The sequence below is a fragment of the Streptomyces sp. NPDC037100 genome (genome assembly GCF_055606225.1).
This window is the reverse complement of the sequence record NZ_JBVJSX010000006.1, coordinates 336,762-359,287: the sequence shown is the minus strand read 5'-3', so window position 1 is coordinate 359,287 and position 22,526 is coordinate 336,762. Positions and strand designations below refer to the sequence as shown.

Genomic DNA, 22,526 nt, shown 5'->3' with positions numbered 1-22,526 from the left:
GGCCTGGTCATGCTCGTGGAGGCCATATGCCTCGTCAAGGCACCGCGTACGCCGTCCGACCTGTGCCGATGCGACACTGACCGGTGGATGGCCGGAACCCGACGGTCGAGGCGTGGACGACGGAGGCGGACGATGGACGAGGCACGGGCGCGGGACGTACTGGACGCGGCGGGGGTGCTGCCCGGTGCGGCCGGGGCGGCGCGGCTGCTCGCTCTGGGCGAGAACGCGGTGTTCGCCGCCGGTGACCTGGTCGTCAAGGTCGGCCGGGACGCCGAACTCCTCGACCGGGCGCGTCGCGAACTGGAGGTCGCGGAATGGCTCGCCGAGGCGGGTGTGCCGGCCGTGCGGGCGGCCGAGCCGAAGGCGCTGCTGGTGGACGGGCATCCGGTGACGGTGTGGCACCGGCTGCCGGACGCGGTGCGGCCCGCCGAGCCGCGGGACTTGGCCGAACTGCTACGGGTCGTGCACGCCGTGCCTCTTCCTCCCTTCGACCTCCCGCCCCGCGATCTGCTGGGCGGTGTGGAGCGGTGGCTGCGGCTCGCCGGGGATGCGATCGACCCCGCGGACGCGGCGTATCTGCGGGAGCGGCGCGACGGGTTCGCCGCTCAGGCCGCCGCGCTCACACCGCATCTGCCGCCGGGGCCGATCCACGGGGACGCGCTGCCGCGCAATGTGCACGTCGGACCCGACGGGCCCGTGCTGGTGGACCTGGAGACGGTGTCCGCGGACCTGCGGGAGCACGATCTCGTGGTGATGGCGCTGTCCCACGACCGGTACGGGATGCCGGACGAGGCGTACGCCTCCTTCACGCGGACCTACGGCTGGGACGTACGCGGCTGGGAGGGCTGTGGTGTGCTGCGCGGGGCCCGGGAGACGGCCAGTTGTGCGTGGGTCGCCCAGCATGCGCCGAGCAACCCCAAGGCGCTGGCCGAGTTCGAGCGGCGGGTGAGGTCCCTCAGGGACGGGGACGAGACGGTGCGATGGTATCCGTTCTGACCGACTGGCGCCTGGCCGCCTGACCGCCGCCTCGGACCGGCTCGTCCGCCAACTCCCGCAGCGGCCACGCCCCGTCGACCGAGGCGGTGGGATCGCCCTTGCCGCGCAGGAAGCTCTGGAAGTCCGCCGCCCACTGCGCGTACCACTCGATCTGGCGGTGGTGCAGGGCCGCCGGGCCGAGGCCGGCGATCTTGGGGTGGCGGTCGGCTATCGCCCCGGCCAGGCGGGCGGCCGCCAGGGCGTCGGCCATGGCGTCGTGGGCGGCGTCGAGGACGACGCCGTACTCGGCGCAGACCGCTTCGAGGTTGCGTTTGCCGCGGCGATAGCGGTCGACCCAGCGGTCGATGGTGTACGGGTCGATGACCGGGGCCGGGTCCACGCCGCCCAGGCGCTCCCGCAGGGACGGCAGCCCGTGGCGCCGCAACTCCGCGGAGAGCAGGGTGAGGTCGAAGGTCGCGTTGTAGGCGACGACCGGTACGCCCGTCTTCCAGTAGGAGGTGAGGACGTCGGCGAGGGCGTCCGCCACCTGGTCGGCCGGTCTGCCCTCGGCCGCCGCCCGCTCGTTGCTGATGCCGTGCACCGCCACCGCTTCCTCGGGGATCGGAACTCCCGGGTCGGCCAGCCACTCACGGCGCCCGATCGGCTCCGCGCCCCTGACCTCGATCACGGCCCCCGTGACGATGCGCGCCTCGCGCGGATCCGTACCCGTCGTCTCCAGGTCGAAGCCGACCAGCAGCTCCCGGTGCCAGCCCATGGGCGGTCCCCCTTCTTGTGGTGCGTTCCCCCAGTGGTCCCCACCTTCGCATGCACCACTGACAATCAGAGGATCGCGTTCCGCTCATGCCCGGCGGCGGGCCGGAGAACCACCGCGCACCGGGGTGCAGTTCATGACACGGGCCGCGAATCCGCCCACATCACCTCGAACTCCTCGCGATAGGTGGGAAAGAGGCCGCTTTCATCCACCTCGCCCGACTTCACCACCTTGCTGCCGTTGCGCAGTACGAACACCGGTGCCTCCATGCCCCGGGTGCGGCGCAGATAACTCTGCACGACCGCGATGCCGTCCGCGCCGTCGCCGTCCACCAGGTACGCCGTGAAGCGGGGCGTCTCGTCGAACACCTGGATCTCGAAGGCGCCGGGGTCGCGCAGCCGGGCACGCACCCGGCGCATGTGCAGGATGTTCATCTCGACGGCCCGGCTGAGTTCGCCGCGCTTGATGCCCAGTTCGCGCTCGCGGCGCTTGACCGCGCTGGAGGCCGGGTTGAGGAACAGCAGCCTGACCCGGCAGCCGGACTCCGCCAGCCGCACCAGACGCCGGCCGGAGAAGTTCTGCACGAGCAGGTTGAGGCCGATACCGATGGCGTCGAGACGACGGGCGCCGCCGAAGATGTCCTCGGCCGGGAACTGCCGCATCAGCCGCACCCGGTCCGAGTGCACGGCGACCACGTCGGCGTACCGGTCGCCGACCAGGTCCTCGACCGCGTCGATGGGCAGCCGGCGCGCGGACGGCACGTCCCCGCCGGCGCCGAGCATCTCCAGCAGCCGTGCCGAGGCCCGCTCGGCCTGGTTGAGCACGGCCTCGGACAGGGCCCGGTTGCGGGAGACGACGTTGCGGGTGACCTCCAGCTCGTCCAGGGCGAGTTCGACGTCCCGGCGGTCGTCGAAGTACGGCTCGAAGCAGGGCCAGTGCTGCACCATCAGCTCGCGCAGCTGGGGCAGGGTGAGGAAGGAGAGGACGTTGTCGTCGGCCGGGTCGAGCAGATAGCCCTTGCGGCGGCTGACCTCGCGGACGGCCACCGCGCGCTGCACCCACTCCTGGCCGGCCGGTCCGGCGGCGGCCACCACCCAGTCCTCGCCGTGGACGGGTTCGTAGACGGGCCGCAGCACGGCGGCGACGACCGCGCGCAGCCGCTGTTCGACGAGGTTCAGCCAGATGTAGGCCCGGCCGGCCCGCTGGGCGCGGGTGCGCACCTCGCGCCAGGCCTCGGCGTCCCAGTCCAGTTCCGGGCCGATCGAGCCCGTCGCGTCCATCGGCCGCGCCAGGGACACGGCACCGGTCGGGACGTCTGCGGAGTTCCCCTCGTGACCCTCGTCACCAGGGGGCAGCTCCAGCCCTCCCGAGCCCACCCGCGCACCGCCTTCCGCTCCCCCGCACACTGCCCTTGTCAACGATCAAGGAAGGGTACTCCGGGAGCGGTCGGCGGTGCAGCCGGATGGGCAGGGTAGTTCTCAACCCCGGGGCCGCCAGTGCCCGTTCTGCCAGCCGAGCTCGTCCGGAGTGAGCGGATTCATGGCCGTGACGTCGCGCGGGACGATGGAGAATCCCTGCCAGTGGACGGGCATGGGCTGCTGGTCCTCGTCCCGGGCTATGTGGTGGAAGCCGATGTTCGTCCAGACCACCGGGTGGGTCAGGGCCTGTCCGTTCACCCACTTGTCGACGGACTTCCCGGCGCCCGCCCCGCAGTTGCCGGGGTTGTTGCTGGCGAACAGTTCGCACTTGTTGTACTGCGTGACGTACACGTCGTGCTTGGTGTAGCTGCGGCCCGGGTACTTGGTGGTGGGTCCGGGGACGATCTCGTAGGAGCGCGCGTGTCCGTCCTTGTTCTTGCCGGTCGCGCTGACCACGCGCCACCAGCGGTAGCTCTTGCTGTCTCCGGCCAGTTCCTTGGCGACCTTGGTGCGGGTGGTCTTGGTGGTGGGCGCGCGCTGGCCCCGGGTCGGCGCGGTGACGGTGGAGTCGTACTGCTCGACGGTGTTCTTCGTGGAACCGTCGAGCGCGAAGTCGAGCCGCCAGAAGGCGTTGTGACTGTGGCTGGTGGCCTTGGCCGCGCTCGCGCCCTTGCCGATCGGCCAGCCGCGGCCGTCACCGGCGTCGTAGTCGTCCCAGGACAGGCTGCCGGTGGCGCCGACGTTCATGGTGATCGTGCCGTCGTCCTGGAAGCGCCACTCGGTCATGTACTCGTACCAGCCGACCTGGTTCACCGTGTAGACGAGGAGGTCCTTGCCCTCGGCCTGGAAGACCTTGTTCGCGGTGTCGCCCTGCATGCGGTAGGCGTGGCCGCGGGAGCGGGTGGTGGTGCACAGGCCCTTGACGTTCGGGTCCTCGTTCCAGGAGTCCGGGACCTTGACGGTCTTGATGGTGCCGCCGGGGCACTCGCTGGACGCCAGGTTCATCAGACCCTGGGCGAAGTCGAAGCCGGTGAGGTCGTCGTACTCGACCTTGCCGTCGTCGTAGGGGACGTGGATCTGGCCGAGGCGGGCGCTGTTGAGGACCTTGATCGGTTTGGGTTCGCCCTTGGGCTGGTACGAGATGTTCTCCAGCACGAGGCCGGCCTTGCCGTCGTAGCGCCAGCACATCCGCCAGGTGGTGCCGGAGGAGAGCTTCTGCTCGACGCGGTAGGCGGCGCTGCAGTCGGCGGCGGGCGGCGCGGCCGGGGCGGCCTTCGGCTGGGCGGTGGCCGGGCCCGCGCCGGCCGTGGCGCCCGCGGCCAGGGCGGCCACGGTCAGGCCCACGGCCGTGCGAGTGCGGGCCTTGCTGTTTCTGTTCACGCGCATGACGAGATGACTCCCTGACGAGGAGGAGCGAGGTGGACGGTGAGTGAAGCGGGCGGGTCAGTGGCCGAGCCGGGCGACCTTGCGGGCGCTCAGGTCGATCACCAGCGACCTGGCGTCGACCCACGGGCCGTTCTTGACCTTCGGGAACAGCCGGACGCAGCGGTGCTCTCCGCACCGGTCGAGCACGGCGGGCTGGGCGCCCGGCGCGGCCCGGTAGACGGCTCCGCTGAGCTGGAGCTGGTCCGGGGAGGTGAGCGCCTTGCCGGTGGCGTCCTGGTAGTCGGCCTTCAGGCCCGAGCCGAGCGGGTCGGCGATCAGGAGGCCGGCCGCCTCGGCCTTCTCGGCGCGGCTCAGCGGCGGCTGGACGCCGCGCTGGGTGCCGGTGTGCACCACCTTGCCGGTGCCGAGATCGACGGTCCGGGTGACGAGGGTGTCGTCCCGGTAGTCGTAGAAGGTCACGTCGGCGCGCCGGGGCGCGTCCGGCCGGCCGGCCTCGTCGGCCTCCGGTTCGGCGAGGTCGACCCCGAGGCGCTCAGGACCGCGTTCCCCGTCGACGCTCTCGCTGCTTTGGAACAGCTGCCGGCTGAGGGCGATCTTCTCGACCCGCTGCAGCTCGTCGTCGGTCAGCGGATCACGGCCCTGGCCCTTCTGCCCCTCGGCAGGGGCCGCCTCGACGACACCCGGCGCCACGGCCCGGCCGCCCGCCCCCGCGGCGCCCGTCCCCGCGGCGCCCGTCCCCGCGGCTCCGGCCTCCTGCGGGGCGGAGCGCCCCGCCCGGGTCCCGCTGTCGTCCGCCCCCGCCGTACCCGGCAGGGTCACCGCCACCATCACGGCGGTCCCTGCCACCGCGATGGCGGTACCGGCCACCATCTTGCCCAGGTGGCGGTGCACTATGTTGCGCACGTCTTCCCCCTACTCCCCCAAGTCCCGGGAGTATGTGTCAGCCCCATTGGTTTGGCATACCGCGTATGCACTGGTCACTCGGTAAGAGGGAGATAAGTCATAGGAGGTTCCCTCACTTTCGGGGAGACTCGGGACCAAGGCGTCCCCACCGGCGCCGCACACCTGAAAGAGTCGTATCCATGCAGGTCTGGCCTGGCGAGGCGTATCCACTCGGTGCCACGTACGACGGCGCCGGTACCAACTTCGCGGTCTTCACGGAGGCCGCGGACCGAGTAGAGCTGTGTCTGCTGCACGACGACGGCTCGGAGACGGCGATCGAGCTCCGGGAGAGCGACGCCTTCGTGCGGCACGCGTACGTGCCCGGCATCATGCCGGGGCAGCGGTACGGGTTCCGGGTGCACGGCCCGTACGCCCCGGAGCGCGGGCTGCGCTGCAACTCCGCGAAGCTGCTGCTCGACCCGTACGCGCGTGCGATCAGCGGTTCGATCAACTGGGGCGAGGAGGTCTACGGCTACCACTTCGACGATCCCGACCGGCGCAACGATCTCGACTCGGCGCCGCACATGATGACGTCGGTCGTGGTCAACCCCTACTTCGACTGGGGCGACGACCGGCGCCCGCGCACCGAGTACCACCACACGGTGATCTACGAGGCCCACGTCAAGGGCCTCACCATGCGCCACCCCGGTCTCCCGGAGGAGCTGCGCGGCACCTACGCGGCTCTCGCGCACCCGGCGATCATCGAGCACCTCACGGAGCTCGGGGTCACGGCCCTTGAGCTGATGCCCGTACACCAGTTCGTGAATGATCACCGACTGGTCGACATGGGCCTGAACAACTACTGGGGCTACAACACCATCGGCTTCTTCGCCCCGCACAACGCCTACGCGTCCTGGGGCGACCGGGGCCAGCAGGTGCTGGAGTTCAAGTCGGCGGTGAAAGCGCTGCACGAGGCGGGGATCGAGGTGATCCTCGACGTGGTCTACAACCACACCGCCGAGGGCAACCACCTGGGCCCGACCCTGTCGTTCAAGGGCCTGGACAACTCGCGCTACTACCGGCTGACGGACGACCCCCGCTACTACATGGACACGACAGGGACCGGAAACTCCCTGCTCATGCGGTCCCCGCATGTGCTCCAGCTGATCATGGACTCGCTGCGGTACTGGGTCACGGACATGCACGTCGACGGGTTCCGCTTCGACCTGGCGGCGACGCTGGCCCGGCAGTTCCACGAGGTGGACCGGCTGTCGTCGTTCTTCGACCTGGTGCAGCAGGACCCGGTGGTCTCGCAGGTCAAGCTGATCGCCGAGCCGTGGGACGTGGGCGAGGGCGGCTACCAGGTGGGCAATTTCCCGCCGCTGTGGACCGAGTGGAACGGCAAGTACCGCGACACCGTGCGCGACCTGTGGCGGGGCGAGCAGCGCACCCTCGCGGAGTTCGCCTCCCGGCTGACCGGCTCGTCCGACCTGTACCAGGACGACGGGCGGCGCCCGCTGGCCTCGATCAACTTCGTGACCTGCCACGACGGCTTCACCCTGCACGACCTGGTGGCCTACAACGACAAGCACAACGAGGCCAACGGCGAGGACAACCGGGACGGCGAGAGCCACAACCGGTCGTGGAACTGCGGCGCCGAGGGCGAGACCGACGACCCGGACGTGCTGCGGCTGCGGGCGAGGCAGATGCGGAACTTCATCGCGACGCTGATGCTGTCCCAGGGCGTGCCCATGATCAGCCACGGCGACGAGTTCGCCCGCACCCAGGGTGGCAACAACAACGCCTACTGCCAGGACAACGAGCTGTCCTGGGTCGAGTGGCCCGAGAACGCCGACGATGCCGAGAACGCCGCGGGCGGTGCGAGCACGGAGCTGCTGGCCTTCACGCGTGCCATGGTGTGGCTGCGCCGCAACCACCCGGTCTTCCGCCGGCGGCGCTTCTTCCACGGACGGCCCGTGGAGGGCACGCACGACGACCTGTCCGACATCGCCTGGTTCACCCCGGACGGTCGGGAGATGACCCAGCGGGACTGGGACTCGGCGCAGGCCTCGGCGCTGACCGTGTTCCTCAACGGCAACGCCATCTCCGAGCCCGGGGCGCGTGGGGAGCGCATCACCGACGACTCGTTCCTGCTGATGTTCAACGCCTCGCCGAAGCCGCTGGAGTTCGTGGTTCCGGTCAACCACGGGCGGCAGTGGGAGGTCGTGGTCGACACCGCCCTCCCGGAGGGTGTGCCTTCGGACACCGGCGCCAAGGTGCAGGCCGGGGACCGGCTGACCCTGACGGACCGGAGCATGACGGTGCTCCAGCGGCCCGTGTGATCGCCCGGCGCGCGCGTCGTCCGGAACACCACTCGTCCGGGCGACGCGCGGCGCACCTGGCGCGGGGGATGACACGAACGGCGGCAGGGCGGGTACGTACGTCTCCATGACACCTGAGCGACTTGACCCGGTGGTGCCCACGGCCACGTACCGGCTGCAGCTGCAGCCCGAGTTCCCGTTCGGAGCAGCCGCGGCCGTCGTGCCGTACCTGGCCTCGCTCGGCGTCTCGCACCTGCACCTGTCCCCCGTCCTGGAGGCGGTGCCGGGCTCGACGCACGGCTACGACGTCGTCGACCACGCGCGCGTGCGCGAGGAACTGGGCGGCGAGGAGGGGCTGCGGGCGCTGGCCCGCACCGCGCGCGAGCACGGTCTCGGCCTGGTGGTGGACATCGTCCCGAACCACATGGCCATGGCCCCGCGCCACAACCGCGCCCTGTGGGAGGTGCTGCGCGAGGGCCCGAAGTCGCCGTACGCGCGCTGGTTCGACATCGACTGGGAGGCGCAGGACGGGCAGGTGCTGCTGCCGGTCCTCGGCGGGCCGCTGGCCGAAGTGCTCGACGAGCTGCGCGTCGACGGTGACGTGCTGCGCTACTACGACCACGTCCTGCCACTGCGCGAGGGCACCGAGGACCTGCCGCTGCCGCATCTGCTGGACGCGCAGTGGTACCGCCCGGTGTGGTGGCGGCTGGCCCGGACCGAGCTCAATTACCGGCGGTTCTTCAGCATCTCGGAGCTCATCGGGGTGCGGGTGGAGGACCCGGAGGTGTTCGAGGCCACCCACGACAAGATCCTCGGGCTGCTGCACGAGGGCGTGATCGACGGGCTGCGCATCGACCACCCCGACGGGCTCGCCGACCCCGACGGCTACCTCCGGCGGCTGCACGAGGCGACCGGGGGCCGCTGGACGGTCGTGGAGAAGATCCTCGCCGACGGCGAGCGGCTGCCGGCGTCCTGGCCCGTCGCGGGGACCACCGGCTACGACGCCCTGCGGCACGTGGACGGGGTGTTCACGGACCCGGCGGGTTTCGGGGACCTGCTGGGGCGGTACCGGCGTTTCGCGGCTCCGCAGACGGACCGGGGCGGGCAGTGGGAGGCGACGGTACGCAGGGCGGCGTACAAGGTCCTCACGCACGAGCTGGCCACCGAGACCGACCGGCTCACCCGGGTGGCCGGCCGGCTGTGCGCGACCTCCCCGGAGCCGGCCCTGCGCGACCGGGCCCCCTGGGCGCTGCGCACCGCGCTCCAGGAGCTCCTGGTCCGCATGGAGGTCTACCGGCCCTACGAGTCCTCCGACGCGGCGTCCGTGGTCACCGAGGAGGCCGCCGCCGAGGCCCGGCACGCCTTCGCCGTGCCCGAGGAGGCCGGTGCGGTGGACGTGGTGCGGGACCTGGTGCTGGGACGGTACGGCGACGAGCCCGCCCATCTGGAGTTCCGGACGCGGTTCGCGCAGACCTCCTCGGCGCTGCGGGCCAAGTCCGTGGAGGACACGGCGTTCTACCGGTACGTGCCGCTGCTGTCGGCGACCGAGGTGGGCGGGAACCCCGGCGCTCCCGCGCTGTCGCCGGAGGAGTTCCACGCGTACTGCGCGCGTGTGCAGCGCGACTGGCCCGTCACCGGGACGGTGGCGACGACGCACGACACCAAGCGCAGTGCGGACGTCCGGGCGGCGCTGCACGTGCTCACCGAGTGCCCGGACCGCTTCGCGGACGTGCTCGCGGAGGTGACCCGCACCGGGGAGGGCGTGCCGGACGCGCAGCTGGCGTGGGCGGCCTGGCAGACCGTGTTCGGGCTGGGGCCGGCTTCCGGGGTGCGGGAGCGGGTGCAGGGGGCGCTGCTGAAGCATGTGCGGGAGGCGGGCCTGTACACGAGCTGGACCGAGCAGGAACCGCCGTACGAGGAGGCGGTGGAGCGGTTCGTGGCGGCCGGGCCCTGCGGGGCGCCGGGCGAGCGGGTCGCCGCGTTCCGCGAGTCGCTGGCGCCGTACATCCGGGCCAACGTGCTGGGCACGGCCCTGGTGCAGCTGACGATGCCGGGCGTCCCGGACGTCTACCAGGGCACGGAGGCCGAGTACCGGGCGCTGGTCGACCCGGACAACCGGCGGGCGGTGGACTTCCCGCCCGCGGACCGCAAAGACACCTCCGGGGAGAAGACGGCGGTGACGAAGGCGGCGCTGGGGCTGCGGGCCCGGCGGCCCGGCGCGTTCGGTGACACGGCGACGTACATGGCGTTGCCGGCGGAGGGACCGGCGGCCGCACACTGCCTGGCCTTCGTCCGCTCCGGTGAGGTGCTGACGGCCGTGACCCGCCTGTCCCTGCGGCTCGCGGAGGCCGGCGGCTGGCGGGACACACGGCTGCCGCTGCCGCCGGGCCGCTGGGCGGACGTGCTGGAGCCGGGGCGCGAGTTCTCGGGGCAGGCGCGCGTGGAGGAGCTGTTCGAGGGGCTGCCGGTGGCGTTGCTGGAGAGGGTGGGCGACTGAGTTCAGGCGACGGCCGAGCCGTCCTCCGGGCAGTCCTCGTAGGCCGGCAGAGGGGCTCGCGGGCGCGGCCAGGACGTCCGCAGCAGGTCGACGAACCTCTCCGCCGCGCCGGTCGGCGGCAGGCGCGAGAAGACCGTCAGGGCGCGCCTCCAGGCGGGGTCGGGGGTGAGGACGACGCAGCCCCCGCCGACCGCCTCGCGGACGAGGTGGGCGGGCGCGGCGCAGACGCCGACCCCGGCAGCGGCCATCCGCACCGCCGTGGAGGTGTGCTCGGTGAACACCGCGGTGCGCGGAGTGAAGCCCGCGCGGCCGCACGCCCAGTCGAGGAAACGCTCTCCGTGGACGACGGGCTCCATCGCGCAGCGCACCCAGGGACGGTCGGCCAGCTCCGGCAGCGTGACCGTCGTCCGCCCGGCGAAGCGGTCGTCGAAGGGCACCACGAGGACGATCTCCTCCTGGCCGACCGGTACGACGGGGCCCTGCGGGTCGGCCGGCGCCGGGCCGACGGCGAGATCCACGGTGCCGCGCAGGATCTGCTCCTCCAGCGCCTCGGAGGTGGCGTACTCGTGGAGGTGCAGCAGCACGCGGGGGTGAGCGGCGCGCCAGCGGGCGAAGACGTCCGGGAGGACGCCGACGGCCACGGAGTGGACGGCGGCGATGTGGAGTTCGCCGCCCTCGGCACCGGCCGCGGCGCGGGCCGCGCGGCGGGCCTGGGCCGCGCTGCGCACGGCGAGCTCGGCGTGCGGCCGGAAGGCGCGCCCCATCGGTGTCAGGCGCACCCCCCGCGGCAGGCGCTCCAGGAGGGCTCCGCCCACGGACCGTTCCAGAGCTTTGACCTGGTGGGAGAGCGCGGGCTGTGAGACGTGCAGGAGCTCCGCCGCGCGCGTGAAGGACGCCTCCTCGACGACCGTCAGGAAGTACTCCATCTGGCGCAGGCTCACGGCCCCTCCCCCATAAACGTCCTGCATCGGTTCCACAAGAACATTGCCTTGGACGCATGGCAAGGACCGGGCGGAGGCTGAGTCCATGGACTCACCGGACGTCATCGTCATCGGCGGCGGCACGGGCGGCTACAGCACCGCCCTGCGCGCCGCGGCCCTCGGCCTCGAGGTCGTGCTCGTCGAGCGGGACAAGGTCGGCGGGACGTGCCTGCACCGCGGCTGCATCCCCAGCAAGGCGATGCTGCACGCGGCCGAACTCGTCGACGGCATCGCCGAGGCCCGCGAACGCTGGGGTGTGAAGGCGACCCTGGACGCGGTCGACTGGTCCGCCCTGGTGGCCACCCGCGACGACATCGTGGCCCGCAACCACCGGGGTGTTCAGGCGCATCTGGCGCGTGCGGGGGTGCGGGTGCTCGCGGGGAACGCGCGGCTCACGGGGCCGCGCTCGGTGCGGGTGGCGGGCCCGGGTACGCCGGGTGGCCACGCGGGGGTGCGGGGCGAACCCGGCGTCCATGAGCTCTCCGCGCGCCGCGGGCTGGTTCTGGCCACCGGCTCACGGCCGCGCACGCTCCCGGGGCTCGAGCCGGACGGGCGGCGCGTGGTGACGAGCGACGACGCCCTCTTCGCCCCCGGGCTCCCGGCGTCCGTGCTGGTGCTCGGAGGCGGCGCGATCGGCGTGGAGTACGCCTCGTTCCACCGCTCCCTGGGCGCCGAGGTCACCCTGGTCGAGGCGGCCGACAGGATCGTGCCGCTGGAGGACGCGGAGGTGAGCCGGCATCTGACCCGGGGGCTGAAGAAGCGTGGCATCGACGTACGGGCCGGCGCCCGCCTGCTGGATGCCGAGGTCCTCGCCGACGGGGTGAGGGCACGCGTGCGCACCGCCCGGGGCGAGACCTTCACGGTGGAGGCCGAGCGGCTGCTGGTGGCGGTCGGGCGGGCCCCGGTCACCGACGGTCTGGACGTGGCCGCCGCGGGGCTCGCCACGGACGCGCGCGGGTTCGTCGTACCGGCCGACTGGGACCGGCTGGAGACGGCTGTGCCCGGCATTCACGTGGTGGGCGACCTGCTGCCGCCGCCGTCGCCCGGCCTGGCCCACGCGTCGTTCGCGGAAGGGCTGCTGGTGGCCGAGACGCTGGCGGGCATGCCGTCCGCGCCCGTGGACTACACGGCCGTGCCCCGGGTCACGTACTCGTCGCCGCAGACGGCGGCCGTCGGCCTGAGCGAGGCCGAGGCACGCGCGCGGGGGTACGAGGTGGAGGCCGGCTCCATGCCGCTGACGGCCGTGGCGAAGGGCATGGTGCACGGACAGGGCGGGATGGTGAAGGTCGTCACCGAGGCCGGCGGGCGGGTGCTCGGCGTGCACCTGGTGGGTCCGCACGTGTCGGAGATGATCGCCGAGAGCCAGCTGGTGATCGGCTGGGACGCCGAGCCGTCCGACGTGGCCCGGCACGTCCACCCGCACCCGACCCTGTCCGAGGCGGTCGGCGAGGTGTTCCTCACCCTGGCGGGGCGAGGGCTGCACCAGCAGTAGGCGGAGAGCCATGCTTCCGGGCGCCCCCTGGGGACCACCCTGCCGCGCCCTTGACACCGCACCATGGCCGTGGGGTACTGCGATGGCGAACTCGGGGGGATGTGACGGGGGTGAGTGTCCTGCCGGAGCTGCGCTACCCGACGGTGACCGAACAGGTCTCAGCTGCCCGGGCGTTGACAGCTCAGCGCCCCGGTGTGTGCACCCTGCGGCAGGTGGGTGCCTCACGCGCGGGCAGGCCCCTGCACCTGCTGTCCGTGGGCCGCGCCCGCCGTGCCGTACTGGTGGTCGCCGGCGCCCACGCCAACGAGCCGACCGGTTCCTGCACCCTGCTCGCGGTCGCCCGGCGGGTGCTGGAGCAGCGGGAGTTGCGCGACGGCGTCTCCTGGCACTTCCTGCTGTGCGCGGACCCCGACGGGGCGAGTCTGCACGTGACGCCGGCGCCGCGCAGCCTCTTCGACTACCACCTCGGGTTCTTCCGGCCGGCGGGGCCGGAGCAGCCCGAGTGGGCGCCGTCCCTGCTGCCGCCGGACCGGCTGCCGCCCGAGACCCGGGCCCTGACGGGCGTCATCGACGAGCTGCGCCCCTACTTGCAGGTCACCCTGCACGGCACGGACCTGGGCGGCAGCTGGGTGCAGCTGACGAGGGACGTTCCCGGGCTGGCGGAGCCGTTCGCGAAGTCGGCGGCCGAGCTGCACATCCCGGTGGAGACCGGCGCCTCCGACGCCGCCGGCTGGCCCGCGTCCGGGCCGGGCGTGCACGTCATGCCGGCGCCGGGGATCGGGCCGGCGTACCCGAGCCTGCCGGACGACGCGCGGCACAGCACCTGGTACCACGCCCACCGGTACGGCGGGCTGACCGCGGTGGTCGAAGTGCCGATGTGGGCGAGTGACCTGGTGGACGACCCGGCTCCGCATCCGGCTCCGGCGGCGGCGATCGGGCTCCTGGCCCGCCGGCTGCAGCGGGACGCGCTGGAGGTGACGCGTGTGCTCGACCATGCGCTGCCCCGGCTGGCGGACCTGGACGGCCCGTTGCTGCGGGCCGCCCGGTGGGGTCTCGAACTGGTGCCGGGGCTGGCCTCCGACCTGCTGCACACCCCGCCCGCCGACCTCACCCGGGCGTACGTCGGCAGCGTGGACGCGTTCGCGCGCCGCGTGCCGCTGCGAGCGGCGGCGATGCTGCTGCGCGTGCTGCGCGGGACCGACGACGAGGCGGCGACGCAGCTGGAGGGCCTCGTGTCGACCTGGAGCGACGCCTTCGCGGAACGGTTCCGCGCCCGCTGGGTGCCCTTGGAGCACCAGGTGGAGCACCAGTCCCGCACGGTCGTCGCAGCGGCGCTGCACGCGCGCGAGAGGGCGTCGTAGCGTCGTAGGGCCTCGTGTGGGACGGCGGTGTACCGGGCATCTGGCACCGGACACCTGGCACCTGACCCGGACACCTGGCACCTGACACCGCGCACCGCGCACCGCGCACCGGGACGCAACCGACGGTCGCTGGGTTCAGTCCCGCTGCACCGGCACCGGCTCGCCCGGACCGGAGCTCGCGCGCGCGTGCCGCCCGGCCAGTTCGAACGCGGCGAGCACCACACGGGCCTGGTACTCCGCCTGTCGGGCCACCGGGATCCAGCGCGCCCCGCAGCCGTCGCGGTACTCGGCGCACCACTGGTCGATCAGCAGGTCCAGCTCCGGCAGCAGCCCGGCCGGGTCACGGCCGGCGGTCCGTATCAGCTGGTGCAGCAGTCCCGCGGTGCGCAGCGCGAGCCGGCGCCCGGAGATGCGCAGGGCCACCAGGTGGGCGGTGCTCAGGGGCGGGAGGGGGTGGGCCGGGTTGTCGCCGGTGTCGGGGTCCCAGGCGTCGGCGAGGCCGGGGCAGACCAGGAGGTAGTCGTCGACCGGGGCGAGCAGGCGGGCCGCGTCGGGCGCGGTGGCGAGGTGCGGCCGGATCCGGGCCAGGAGTTGCCGCAGGAGACCCGTGTCGCGGCGCAGGGTGCGGCTGACGGCCCGGAGCACGGCGTCCCGGTCCGTGGGCGGGGAGCCGTCCGACACGGCCGTCACGCCCCACATGGGCGCCTCGACGACCGCGGTGACGGTGCCGTGCCGGTACGGGTGGAACCACGTGGACTCGACGGCGGCCTCCGTGATGGCCGCGATCAGACCGGCCCGGCGCGGTGGCGGGATCCGGTAGACGGCGGGCCCGAGGCCGGGCCAGTACAGGGCGTCGTACGCGCCGAGTTCACGCGGTACGCCGAACCGGGCGGCGATGTGGGCCAGGCGCCGGTCGAGGCCCGGCAGGTCGTGGGTGAGCTCGACGAAGCCGCCGCCGATGTCGACGCCGTGCAGGGAGCACTGCAGGAACGGGCGCAGTTCGTCCTGGAGGTCGAGCAGGGCCCGGGTCTCCGGCAGGGCGGCGCCGGCCGCGCCGTCGGGCAGCCACTCGGGCTGCTCCAGGAAGCCGGGCCGGAAGAAGTTCCGGACGTAGTGGCCGAGTGTGTACGGGCCGGGCAGCCAGCCCTCGTTGCGGCGTGACCCGTCCGGGTCGAGGCAGAGCAGCAGGTTCCAGGTGGCGTCGGCGCCCTCGGTGAGCCGCGGGTCGGCCAGGGCCCGCTCGGCCAGTCGCAGCACGGTGGCACCGCCCACCGGTTCGTTGGCGTGGGGGCCGGCCACGACCAGCGCCTGACGGCTGCCGTGCCCCACGGAGAGCAGCCACAAGGGGGTGCCCGCGCGGGAGGTGCCGACCCGGCGCAGCCGGGCGTCACGGGGACGGCGGGCGACGAGGGCGGCGGCCCGGGCACCCAGTTCGTCGACGGTCGGGTAGCGCAGCAGGGGCGGCAGGGCACACCTCCCCGATGCGGTGCCGTCGGTTCACCAGGTGTAGATGGTGTACGCACAGTCAGTCACGACTTCGGGGACACGTCAACACCGTGAACCGCAACGGGATTTCGGCCAAGGTCACGGCACCGACGGCCGGTAAGGCCCAGGCCGGAGCTGAGGCGTGGTTCCGTTTCCGGTCAGCCCGCCGACGGCCGGAAGGTCAGCCCGCCAACAGCCGGAAGGTCATCCGGCCGACAGCCGGAACGTCATCCGGCCGAAGCCCACCTGGTCGCCCTCGCGGACGACGGCCGCCCCGACGACGCGCCTGCCGTTCACCGTCGTGCCGTTGGTGGAGCCGAGGTCTCGCAGGACCCACAGGCCGCCCTGGTGACGGAGTTCGGCGTGGACGCGGGAGACCGTCTCGTGGTTGAGGCGCAGTCCGCTGGCGGGGTCGCGGCCTATGCGCAGCGGATGGCCGTGCGAGGGGTGGGGCAGCTGCAGCTTGGGCAGCCGCTCGGCCTGCCAGGCCCTGCGCAGCCGCAGGGAGAACCCGGAGACGGCCTCGACGGTGCCGAACACCAGGCGCGAGAGGCGGCTCTCGGTGCGCAGGTCGGCGGTGAGCACGGCGAGTTCGTCCCGGCGGCGGGCGGCGAGCGCCAGCTCCATGCGGCGGACGAACGTGTCGTGGGAGAGGCGGCCCATTGCGACGCCGTCACGGAGCACCTTCAGCGCCCGGTCGCGCTCCGCGTCGGAGAGCCGCGCGGGAAACGTGTTGAACTCGAAGGACGACGTCACGCTGGTGATTGTCGGGCAGCGCGGCCGGGCTGTCCAGAAAACGGGAAATCGGCCGCCACACGCGCGTACCCGGTGAGACCCGCCGCAAATGGGTGGATGCGCCAGCGGATTGATCTCTTTTGACGCACCATGGACGGGCTACATCACGGTGAACAGACGAAGGGGAACCGTCCGTGCAGTTCGAGGTGTGGGCACCACAGGCCGGTCGTGTGACGCTCCGGTGCGACGACGTCACACACGCGTTGGAGCGTGATCCGGAACGGGCGGGGTGGTGGCGGGGCGAGGCGGAGGCGCGCGAGGGGTCCCGGTACGGCTTCGCGCTGGACGACGGGCCCGTGCTGCCCGATCCGCGCTCGCGCCGGCAGCCGGACGGCCCGGACGGGCTGAGCGCGGTCGTCGACCACGAGCGCTACGCGTGGCGCGCGGCGTGGCGGGGACGGCCGCTGCCCGGCGCCGTGCTGTACGAGCTGCACGTGGGGACGTACACGCCGGAGGGCACCCTGGACGCGGCCGCGGAGCGGCTCGGCCATCTCGCCGAACTGGGTGTGACGCATGTGCAGCTGATGCCCCTCACCCCCTTCCCGGGCACGCACGGCTGGGGCTACGAGGGTGTCTCGCTGTGGGCGGTGCACGAGCCGTACGGCGGGCCCGAGGCGCTGAAACGCTTTGTCGACCGGGCTCACGAACTCGGCCTGGGCGTGGTGCTCGACGTGGTGCACAACCACTTCGGGCCGTCCGGCAACTACCTTCCGGTCTTCGGCCCGTACCTCACGGACACCCACCACACCCCGTGGGGCGCCGCGGTCAACCTGGACGCGCCCGGCTCGGACGAGGTGCGCGCGTACCTGATCGGCAGCGCGCTGGCGTGGCTGCGCGACTACCGGATCGACGGTCTGCGCCTGGACGCGGTGCACGCGCTGGTGGACACGCGCGCGTGCCACTTCCTGGAGGAGCTGTCGACGGCCGTGGACGCCCTGGCCGCCGAGACGGACCGGCCGCTGTTCCTGGTCGCCGAGTCGGACCTGAACGACCCGCGGCTCATCACCTCCCGCGCCGAGGGCGGCCTCGGACTGCACGCGCAGTGGAACGACGACTTCCACCACGCCCTGCACACCACGCTGACCGGCGAGTCGCAGGGCTACTACGCCGACTTCGCGGCGGCTGGGCTCGGCGGGCTCGCCAAGACCCTGACCGGCGGTTACTTCCACGACGGGTCGTACTCGAGTTTCCGCGAGCGGCACCACGGGCGCCCGCTGGACCGCACACGGGTGGCCGGGCACCGGCTGCTCGGCTACGGCCAGACCCACGACCAGGTCGGCAACCGCGCCCAGGGGGACCGGCTTTCGGCCCTGGTCTCCCCCGGACTGCTGGCGTGCGCGGCCACGCTGATCCTGACGGCGCCCTTCACCCCGATGCTCTTCATGGGCGAGGAGTGGGCGGCGGGTACGCCCTGGCAGTTCTTCACCGACCACACCGACCCGGAGCTCGCGGACGCCGTACGGCGGGGCAGGCGGCGGGAGTTCGCCGCGCACGGCTGGAAGGAGGAGGACGTGCCCGACCCGCAGGATCCGGCGACCAGGGACCGTTCCTGCCTCGACTGGTCCGAGCCGGACCGCGAGCCCCACACGCGCATGCTGGGCTGGTACCGCCAGCTCCTCGCCCTGCGCCACGAGCAGCCGGACCTGACCGACCCCGACCTCGCCGACACCAAGGTGGCCTTCGACGAGGAGCGTCGCTGGATCGCCTTCCGGCGCGGGGACGTCCTCGTGGCCGTGAACCTGGCCTCCGAGGAGGCGACCTTGCCGCTCGGTGTGCCCCACGCGCGGGTGCTGGCCGCGTGGGAGCCGGTGGACACGCCCGGGGCGGACGGGGTGGTGCGGCTGCCCGGGGAGTCGGCCGTGGTGCTGCTGCAGGAGTGAGCGCCCGGCGCGTCAGGGGAGTTCGGCGTCCTGCGCCTCGATGACGGGCGCGAGGAGTCCCGGCCTCGCGATGCGGGCGCGAGGAGTCCCGGCCTCGCGATGCGGGCGCCGCCGACCGCGGTGCAGACGGCGATGACGTCCCCGTGGCGCATCGCCGCCGACCGCGGTGCAGACGGCGATGACGTCCCCGTGGCGCACGACGGTGGTGGGGACCGGCCGGGGTGTGCCGCCCTCGGGCATGCGCGGAGGACAGCCGTACGGCATCACGGCGCCGGGCCCGCTACGGGACGTCGTCGGCGTCCCCCAGGTCCGTCACCCGTTCCAGCAGGATCGGCTCCCACGCACGGCGCAGCCGGGTACGCAGCAGGGTGGCGTCCTTGCCGGCGAGGTCGTCGGCGAGATGGACCACGGCGTCGCAACGGGCGAGCCACAGGCCGCGCAGGCAGGGGCGGGCGCCGTAGCCGGCGAGGGTGGCGGCGCGTACGGCGGCGGGCGAGCCGACGGCGAGAGCGAGACCGGCGATGTCCTCGGCCGGGTCGCCGACGGCCGTGCCCGCCCAGCCGAGCACGCCGCGCACCCTGCCGTCGGCGCTGACCACGAGGTGGCCGCCCGTGAGGGCGTGGTGGGTGAGGACCGCCGAGCCGGGCTGCGCGGCGAGCTGGGACGCGGCGGGCGGGGTGAGCTGGTTCAGGCGGGCGGGGTCGAACTCGTCGGCGTGGGCGAGGCGTTCGGCGGCGCGCACGGCGGCCCGGCGCAGCGCCTCCAGGGAGCGCGGCGCGGCGCGCGGCACTCCGAGTGTCTCGGCCTGCCGGACCGGCACCTCGCGCAGGCCCGTGAGGAGCCCGGCGAGGTCGGCCTCGCCGACGGCGGACACGTCGTGCTCCTCCCCCGAGCCGCCGGACACCTTGGTGTCCAGCGTGTAACTCAGGCCGGGTGCCCACTCGCCGTGTGCGACGCTGACCGGCACCGCCACCGGGACGTGCGGGCGGACGAGGTCGCGCAGGCGCAGTTCGCGGCGCTGGCGCAGGGCGGCCTCCCGGTCGGGGGCCAGGCGCAGGACGTGGCGGGTGCCGACCCACCAGGTGACGGGTTCGGCCTCCGGGGTGGCGGGCCGCACGTCGAGGCCGGGGCCGCTTCCGACCTGCCGGTTCTCCTTGCCGCCCGTACTGCTCCTGGCGTCCTCGGCGCTCTTGGCGTTCTTGCCTTCCTTGGCGTCGTCGAGGAGGGACTGGACCAGCCGCCGGACGGTGTCCGCGGTGGGTGTGGGTGCCTGGGTCATGGTCGCGCCGTTGCCGTTCGGGAGGCGTGCTGGGGACATCGGGGCCTCACTCCACTATGACCAGCTCGCGCGTGGTGGTGTTCAAGCGCCGCCCGCCGTCCTCGGTGACCGTCACGATGTCCTCGATGCGGACCCCGAACCGGCCGGGCAGGTAGATGCCGGGTTCCACGGAGAAGCACATGCCGGGCACCAGGGGCCGCTCCTCGCCCTCGATCATGTAGGGCGGCTCGTGGGTGGTGACGCCGATCCCGTGTCCGGTGCGGTGGATGAAGTACTCGCCGTAGCCGGCGTCGGCGATGACCCGGCGGGCGGCCCGGTCCACGTCCTGGCAGGCCGCCCCGGGCTGCACCGCGCGGAAGCCGGCCTCCTGGGCCTCGCGCACGACGGCGTGCACGCGGCGCTCCTCGTCGGTGGGTTCGCCGACGTGGACCGTGCGGGAGGTGTCGGAGCCGTAACCGTCCCGCAGGCCGCCGAAGTCGAGGACGACCATGTCACCCCGGGCGATGACGCGCTCGCCCGCCTCGTGGTGCGGGTCGGCGCCGTTCGGGCCCGAGGCGACGATGGTGAAGTCGACCTGCTCGTGTCCGTGCCGGCGCAGCAGCCGGTCGAGGTCCGCGGCGACCTCGGCCTCCCGGCGTCCGGCGAAGGGGACGTTGCGGATCTCCTCGAACGTCGCGTCGGCGGCGGTTCCCGCGGCCGTCATGAGGTCCAGCTCCGCCGCGTCCTTGACGGCACGCAGCATCGGCAGGGCCTCGGTGAGCGAGGCGTAGGAGCTGCCGGGCAGGGCCTGCTGGAGGGCCAGCAGGTGCAGGGCCCAGGCGTTGTCGCTGATGCCGAACCGGCCCGGGGCGTCGAGGAGCGCGGCGGTGGCGGCGTAGGGGTCCTTGCCGTCGGTCCAGTCGCGCAGGGTCAGCGCGGCCGCGCCGGCCGCCCGGTGCGCGTCCGCGGCCTCCAGGGCGGGGACGACCAGCACGGGGTCCTGTCCCGCGGCGAGGACCAGCAGGGTGAGCCGCTCGGTGACCGCCGGGGGCGTGTAGCCGGTGAGCCACACCAGGTCCGGTCCCGGGGCGACCAGCAGGCCCGCGAGACCGGCCTCGGCGGCTGTCCGCGCGGCGCGCTCCATACGGGCCCGGTAGTCGTCGGCGGTGAAGGACGCTGCCGTGCTTCCGGTCATCCGGGCCTCCCAGGACGGCGAAGTGGCTACGGGCAGCATCCTGCCCGGCGGAAGGGGGCGGCGCGAGCCGTCTGCGGGCATTCACCCGGCGACCTGTCTAACGGCAGTGGATTGCCCAGGCGTTAGGGCTAATGCTTATATGCAGCTCTTCCATTAGTCTTCGATCGAGGGGGCGTACGACGGTGCTGGTACTCGCACACATCAGCGATCTGCATCTGGACGGGAGCGCGCGGGCCACGGAACGCGCCGAGCGGGTGCGCGACCGCCTCTGGGAGCTGCCGGGCCCCGTGGACGCGCTGCTGGTGACCGGGGACATCGCGGATCACGGCACGGTCCCCGAGTACGAGGAGGCCGCCCGCATCCTGGGGCTGCGCGCCGGTGACGCCCCGTTCCCGGTGCTGACCTGCCCCGGCAACCACGACAGCCGTACGCCGTACCGCACGGCGCTGCTGGACCGGCCCGGGAACGAGGGGCCGGTCAACAGCGTGCAGGTCTTCGACGACGGCGCGGTGCTGATGTGCGACTCCAGCGTCCCGGGCCGGGACCACGGGGACCTGGACGAGGAGACGTACGACTGGATCGAAACGACCCTCGACGAACTCGACGACGGGCTTTCGGCCCTGCTCGTCCTCCACCACCCGCCGGTGGCGCTGCACCACCCCCTGCCCGACGCCTACCCGCTGCGGCACCCCGGCCGGCTGGCCGGCCTGCTGTCCCGCCGGCCCGAGATCGCCGGGCTGATCACCGGCCACGCCCACACCCCCGCCGCCACCACGTTCGCCGGGCGGCCGCTGGTCGTCGGGCCCGGCGTGACATGGACGCTGCGGCTGCCCTGGGAGGGCGAGCAGATCGCGGACCGGGAGGCGCCGCCCGGGTTCGCGCTCCACGTCCTGGACGGCTCGGGCCGGCTCACGAGCCACTTCCGCGTCGTGCCGTGAGGGCGCGGCTCACGCGGCGACGGCCGGTACCAGTGTCAGCTGCTCGTAACCGCCACTGCGGTGGCGGACCGTCAGCCTGACCCCGGAGCCCGGGCGGGCCCGGGCGACGGCCCGGACCAGATCGGCGGCCGTGTCGATCCGGGTCGTGCCGAAGGCGAGGAGGACGTCGCCGCGCACCAGCCCGGCGGCCTGGGCCGGACCCGGGACGTGCAGTCCCACGACCACGGCCCCCGGCTTGCGGGCGTCCATGACCTGCACGCCGAGGGAGGCGGCGGGCGCCGAGGGAGCGGAGACGGGCGAGGGAACGGGAGGTGACGGAGCGTGCCATCCGCGTGCATCGAGGCGTCCGCCCTTGCCGACCACCGTGGTCCCCATCGCCCCGAGGCCGATCCCGGACAGCACCAGGACCACGCCGGCGAACCCGGCGAGCAGGACGTTGAGGAGCCGCCTCCCCCGGCGCCGGGCGGCGTGCGGGCGCGGCCGTGACGGACCGGCCCCCGTCGCCGGCGCGGCCCCGCCGGGGTCCTGCCCCGGCATCGGCTTGGGTCGCAGCGCGGTCTGTTCCATGGCTCGCCTCCGGATGGTGCCGATCGGCTCCGGCGGATCCCGGAGCGATCTCGGCAGGTGCTCTACCCGGCGCACCGGCGGCCGACGAGCCACGAAAGAGTGAGACTGACCTGGGATTTGTCGTGTTGATCAGGTCCCGGACGCGGGGCCTGGTGCGCGCATCTGCGGCGTTGTCGTCGGTCACCGACTCCCCCACGCTCGGCTGCGCTCGCGCGGGAGGGGCCCCATCGCGTCGACGCCCTCCTCCGCCTTGCAGCCGCACGTGCCAGGCCGCGCTCACCGGCGTCGAGAAACCCCGCCGATGCCCGGCGACCTCGCACGTGC

18 protein-coding genes are annotated in these 22,526 nt (G+C 73.4%); 7 read left to right on the top strand and 11 right to left on the bottom strand.

The window, feature by feature from the left end; genetic code table 11:
• Positions 1 to 132: 132 nt before the first annotated feature.
• Positions 133 to 996 carry a phosphotransferase enzyme family protein gene (locus ACZ7EG_RS21875; RefSeq protein ID WP_471081241.1) on the top strand — a complete coding sequence of 288 codons (864 nt, stop codon included), beginning with the start codon at positions 133 to 135 and terminating at the stop codon, positions 994 to 996.
• Here ACZ7EG_RS21875 and ACZ7EG_RS21870 read toward each other — a convergent pair.
• The 4 genes from ACZ7EG_RS21870 to ACZ7EG_RS21855 form a co-directional block, all read right to left on the bottom strand.
• Positions 956 to 1,750: an exonuclease domain-containing protein gene (locus tag ACZ7EG_RS21870; protein ID WP_471081237.1), complete on the bottom strand. Its 795-nt coding sequence runs from the start codon at positions 1,748 to 1,750 to the stop codon at positions 956 to 958. The genes ACZ7EG_RS21875 and ACZ7EG_RS21870 overlap by 41 nt on opposite strands.
• A 131-nt stretch (positions 1,751 to 1,881) precedes the next feature.
• Complete coding sequence (locus tag ACZ7EG_RS21865; RefSeq protein WP_471081234.1) at positions 1,882 to 3,123, bottom strand: SAV2148 family HEPN domain-containing protein; 1,242 nt, start codon at positions 3,121 to 3,123, stop codon at positions 1,882 to 1,884.
• 102 nt (positions 3,124 to 3,225) lie between these two features.
• Positions 3,226 to 4,551 (bottom strand): copper amine oxidase, encoded by a 1,326-nt coding sequence (locus ACZ7EG_RS21860; protein WP_471081232.1) that lies wholly within the window; start codon positions 4,549 to 4,551, stop codon positions 3,226 to 3,228.
• A 57-nt stretch (positions 4,552 to 4,608) separates the two neighbouring features.
• Entirely contained in the window at positions 4,609 to 5,454 is an 846-nt protein-coding gene (locus ACZ7EG_RS21855) for a Tat pathway signal sequence domain protein (RefSeq protein ID WP_471081229.1), read from the bottom strand.
• Positions 5,455 to 5,633: 179 nt separating this feature from the next.
• Here ACZ7EG_RS21855 and glgX point away from each other — a divergent pair, with 179 nt between their 5' ends.
• Positions 5,634 to 7,775, top strand: coding sequence for a glycogen debranching protein GlgX (glgX, locus tag ACZ7EG_RS21850; protein ID WP_471081226.1), 2,142 nt, complete (start codon positions 5,634 to 5,636; stop codon positions 7,773 to 7,775).
• Positions 7,776 to 7,881: 106 nt separating this feature from the next.
• Positions 7,882 to 10,251 (top strand): malto-oligosyltrehalose synthase, encoded by a 2,370-nt coding sequence (treY, locus tag ACZ7EG_RS21845; protein WP_471081222.1) that lies wholly within the window; start codon positions 7,882 to 7,884, stop codon positions 10,249 to 10,251.
• A 2-nt stretch (positions 10,252 to 10,253) separates the two neighbouring features.
• On the opposite strand, the gene ACZ7EG_RS21840 is transcribed toward treY, so the two are convergent.
• Complete coding sequence (locus ACZ7EG_RS21840; protein WP_471081219.1) at positions 10,254 to 11,192, bottom strand: LysR family transcriptional regulator; 939 nt, start codon at positions 11,190 to 11,192, stop codon at positions 10,254 to 10,256.
• An 85-nt stretch (positions 11,193 to 11,277) separates the two neighbouring features.
• Between ACZ7EG_RS21840 and lpdA the strand changes: the two genes are divergently transcribed.
• Positions 11,278 to 12,723 (top strand): dihydrolipoyl dehydrogenase, encoded by a 1,446-nt coding sequence (gene lpdA, locus ACZ7EG_RS21835; protein WP_471081216.1) that lies wholly within the window; start codon positions 11,278 to 11,280, stop codon positions 12,721 to 12,723.
• A gap of 110 nt (positions 12,724 to 12,833) precedes the next feature.
• Positions 12,834 to 14,084, top strand: a complete 1,251-nt coding sequence (locus tag ACZ7EG_RS21830; RefSeq protein WP_471081214.1) for a M14 family zinc carboxypeptidase — start codon at positions 12,834 to 12,836, stop codon at positions 14,082 to 14,084.
• Positions 14,085 to 14,219: 135 nt separating this feature from the next.
• Here ACZ7EG_RS21830 and ACZ7EG_RS21825 read toward each other — a convergent pair whose 3' ends face one another.
• Together ACZ7EG_RS21825 and ACZ7EG_RS21820 are read right to left on the bottom strand one after the other, a co-directional pair.
• Positions 14,220 to 15,551, bottom strand: a complete 1,332-nt coding sequence (locus ACZ7EG_RS21825; RefSeq protein ID WP_471081864.1) for a M14 family zinc carboxypeptidase — start codon at positions 15,549 to 15,551, stop codon at positions 14,220 to 14,222.
• A 222-nt stretch (positions 15,552 to 15,773) separates the two neighbouring features.
• The gene (locus tag ACZ7EG_RS21820; protein ID WP_471081211.1) at positions 15,774 to 16,325 is read right to left on the bottom strand and encodes an FHA domain-containing protein; all 552 of its coding nucleotides are present in this window, start codon (positions 16,323 to 16,325) and stop codon (positions 15,774 to 15,776) included.
• A gap of 173 nt (positions 16,326 to 16,498) precedes the next feature.
• Between ACZ7EG_RS21820 and treZ the strand changes: the two genes are divergently transcribed.
• Positions 16,499 to 18,244 (top strand): malto-oligosyltrehalose trehalohydrolase, encoded by a 1,746-nt coding sequence (gene treZ / locus ACZ7EG_RS21815; RefSeq protein ID WP_471081209.1) that lies wholly within the window; start codon positions 16,499 to 16,501, stop codon positions 18,242 to 18,244.
• A 12-nt stretch (positions 18,245 to 18,256) separates the two neighbouring features.
• Here the strand turns inward: treZ and ACZ7EG_RS21810 are convergent, their stop codons facing one another.
• Genes ACZ7EG_RS21810 through ACZ7EG_RS21800 form a run of 3 tightly spaced genes read right to left on the bottom strand, consistent with a single transcriptional unit; the run spans position 18,257 to position 20,697 of the window.
• Entirely contained in the window at positions 18,257 to 18,484 is a 228-nt protein-coding gene (locus ACZ7EG_RS21810) for a hypothetical protein (protein WP_471081205.1), read from the bottom strand.
• 40 nt (positions 18,485 to 18,524) lie between these two features.
• Positions 18,525 to 19,523: a phosphotransferase gene (locus tag ACZ7EG_RS21805; protein WP_471081861.1), complete on the bottom strand. Its 999-nt coding sequence runs from the start codon at positions 19,521 to 19,523 to the stop codon at positions 18,525 to 18,527.
• A gap of 46 nt (positions 19,524 to 19,569) precedes the next feature.
• Positions 19,570 to 20,697 carry a M24 family metallopeptidase gene (locus ACZ7EG_RS21800; RefSeq protein ID WP_471081202.1) on the bottom strand — a complete coding sequence of 376 codons (1,128 nt, stop codon included), beginning with the start codon at positions 20,695 to 20,697 and terminating at the stop codon, positions 19,570 to 19,572.
• 182 nt (positions 20,698 to 20,879) lie between these two features.
• Between ACZ7EG_RS21800 and ACZ7EG_RS21795 the strand changes: the two genes are divergently transcribed.
• Positions 20,880 to 21,635 carry a metallophosphoesterase gene (locus ACZ7EG_RS21795; RefSeq protein WP_471081199.1) on the top strand — a complete coding sequence of 252 codons (756 nt, stop codon included), beginning with the start codon at positions 20,880 to 20,882 and terminating at the stop codon, positions 21,633 to 21,635.
• Positions 21,636 to 21,644: 9 nt separating this feature from the next.
• On the opposite strand, the gene ACZ7EG_RS21790 is transcribed toward ACZ7EG_RS21795, so the two are convergent.
• The gene (locus ACZ7EG_RS21790; protein ID WP_471081196.1) at positions 21,645 to 22,202 is read right to left on the bottom strand and encodes a PDZ domain-containing protein; all 558 of its coding nucleotides are present in this window, start codon (positions 22,200 to 22,202) and stop codon (positions 21,645 to 21,647) included.
• Positions 22,203 to 22,526 lie beyond the last annotated feature (324 nt).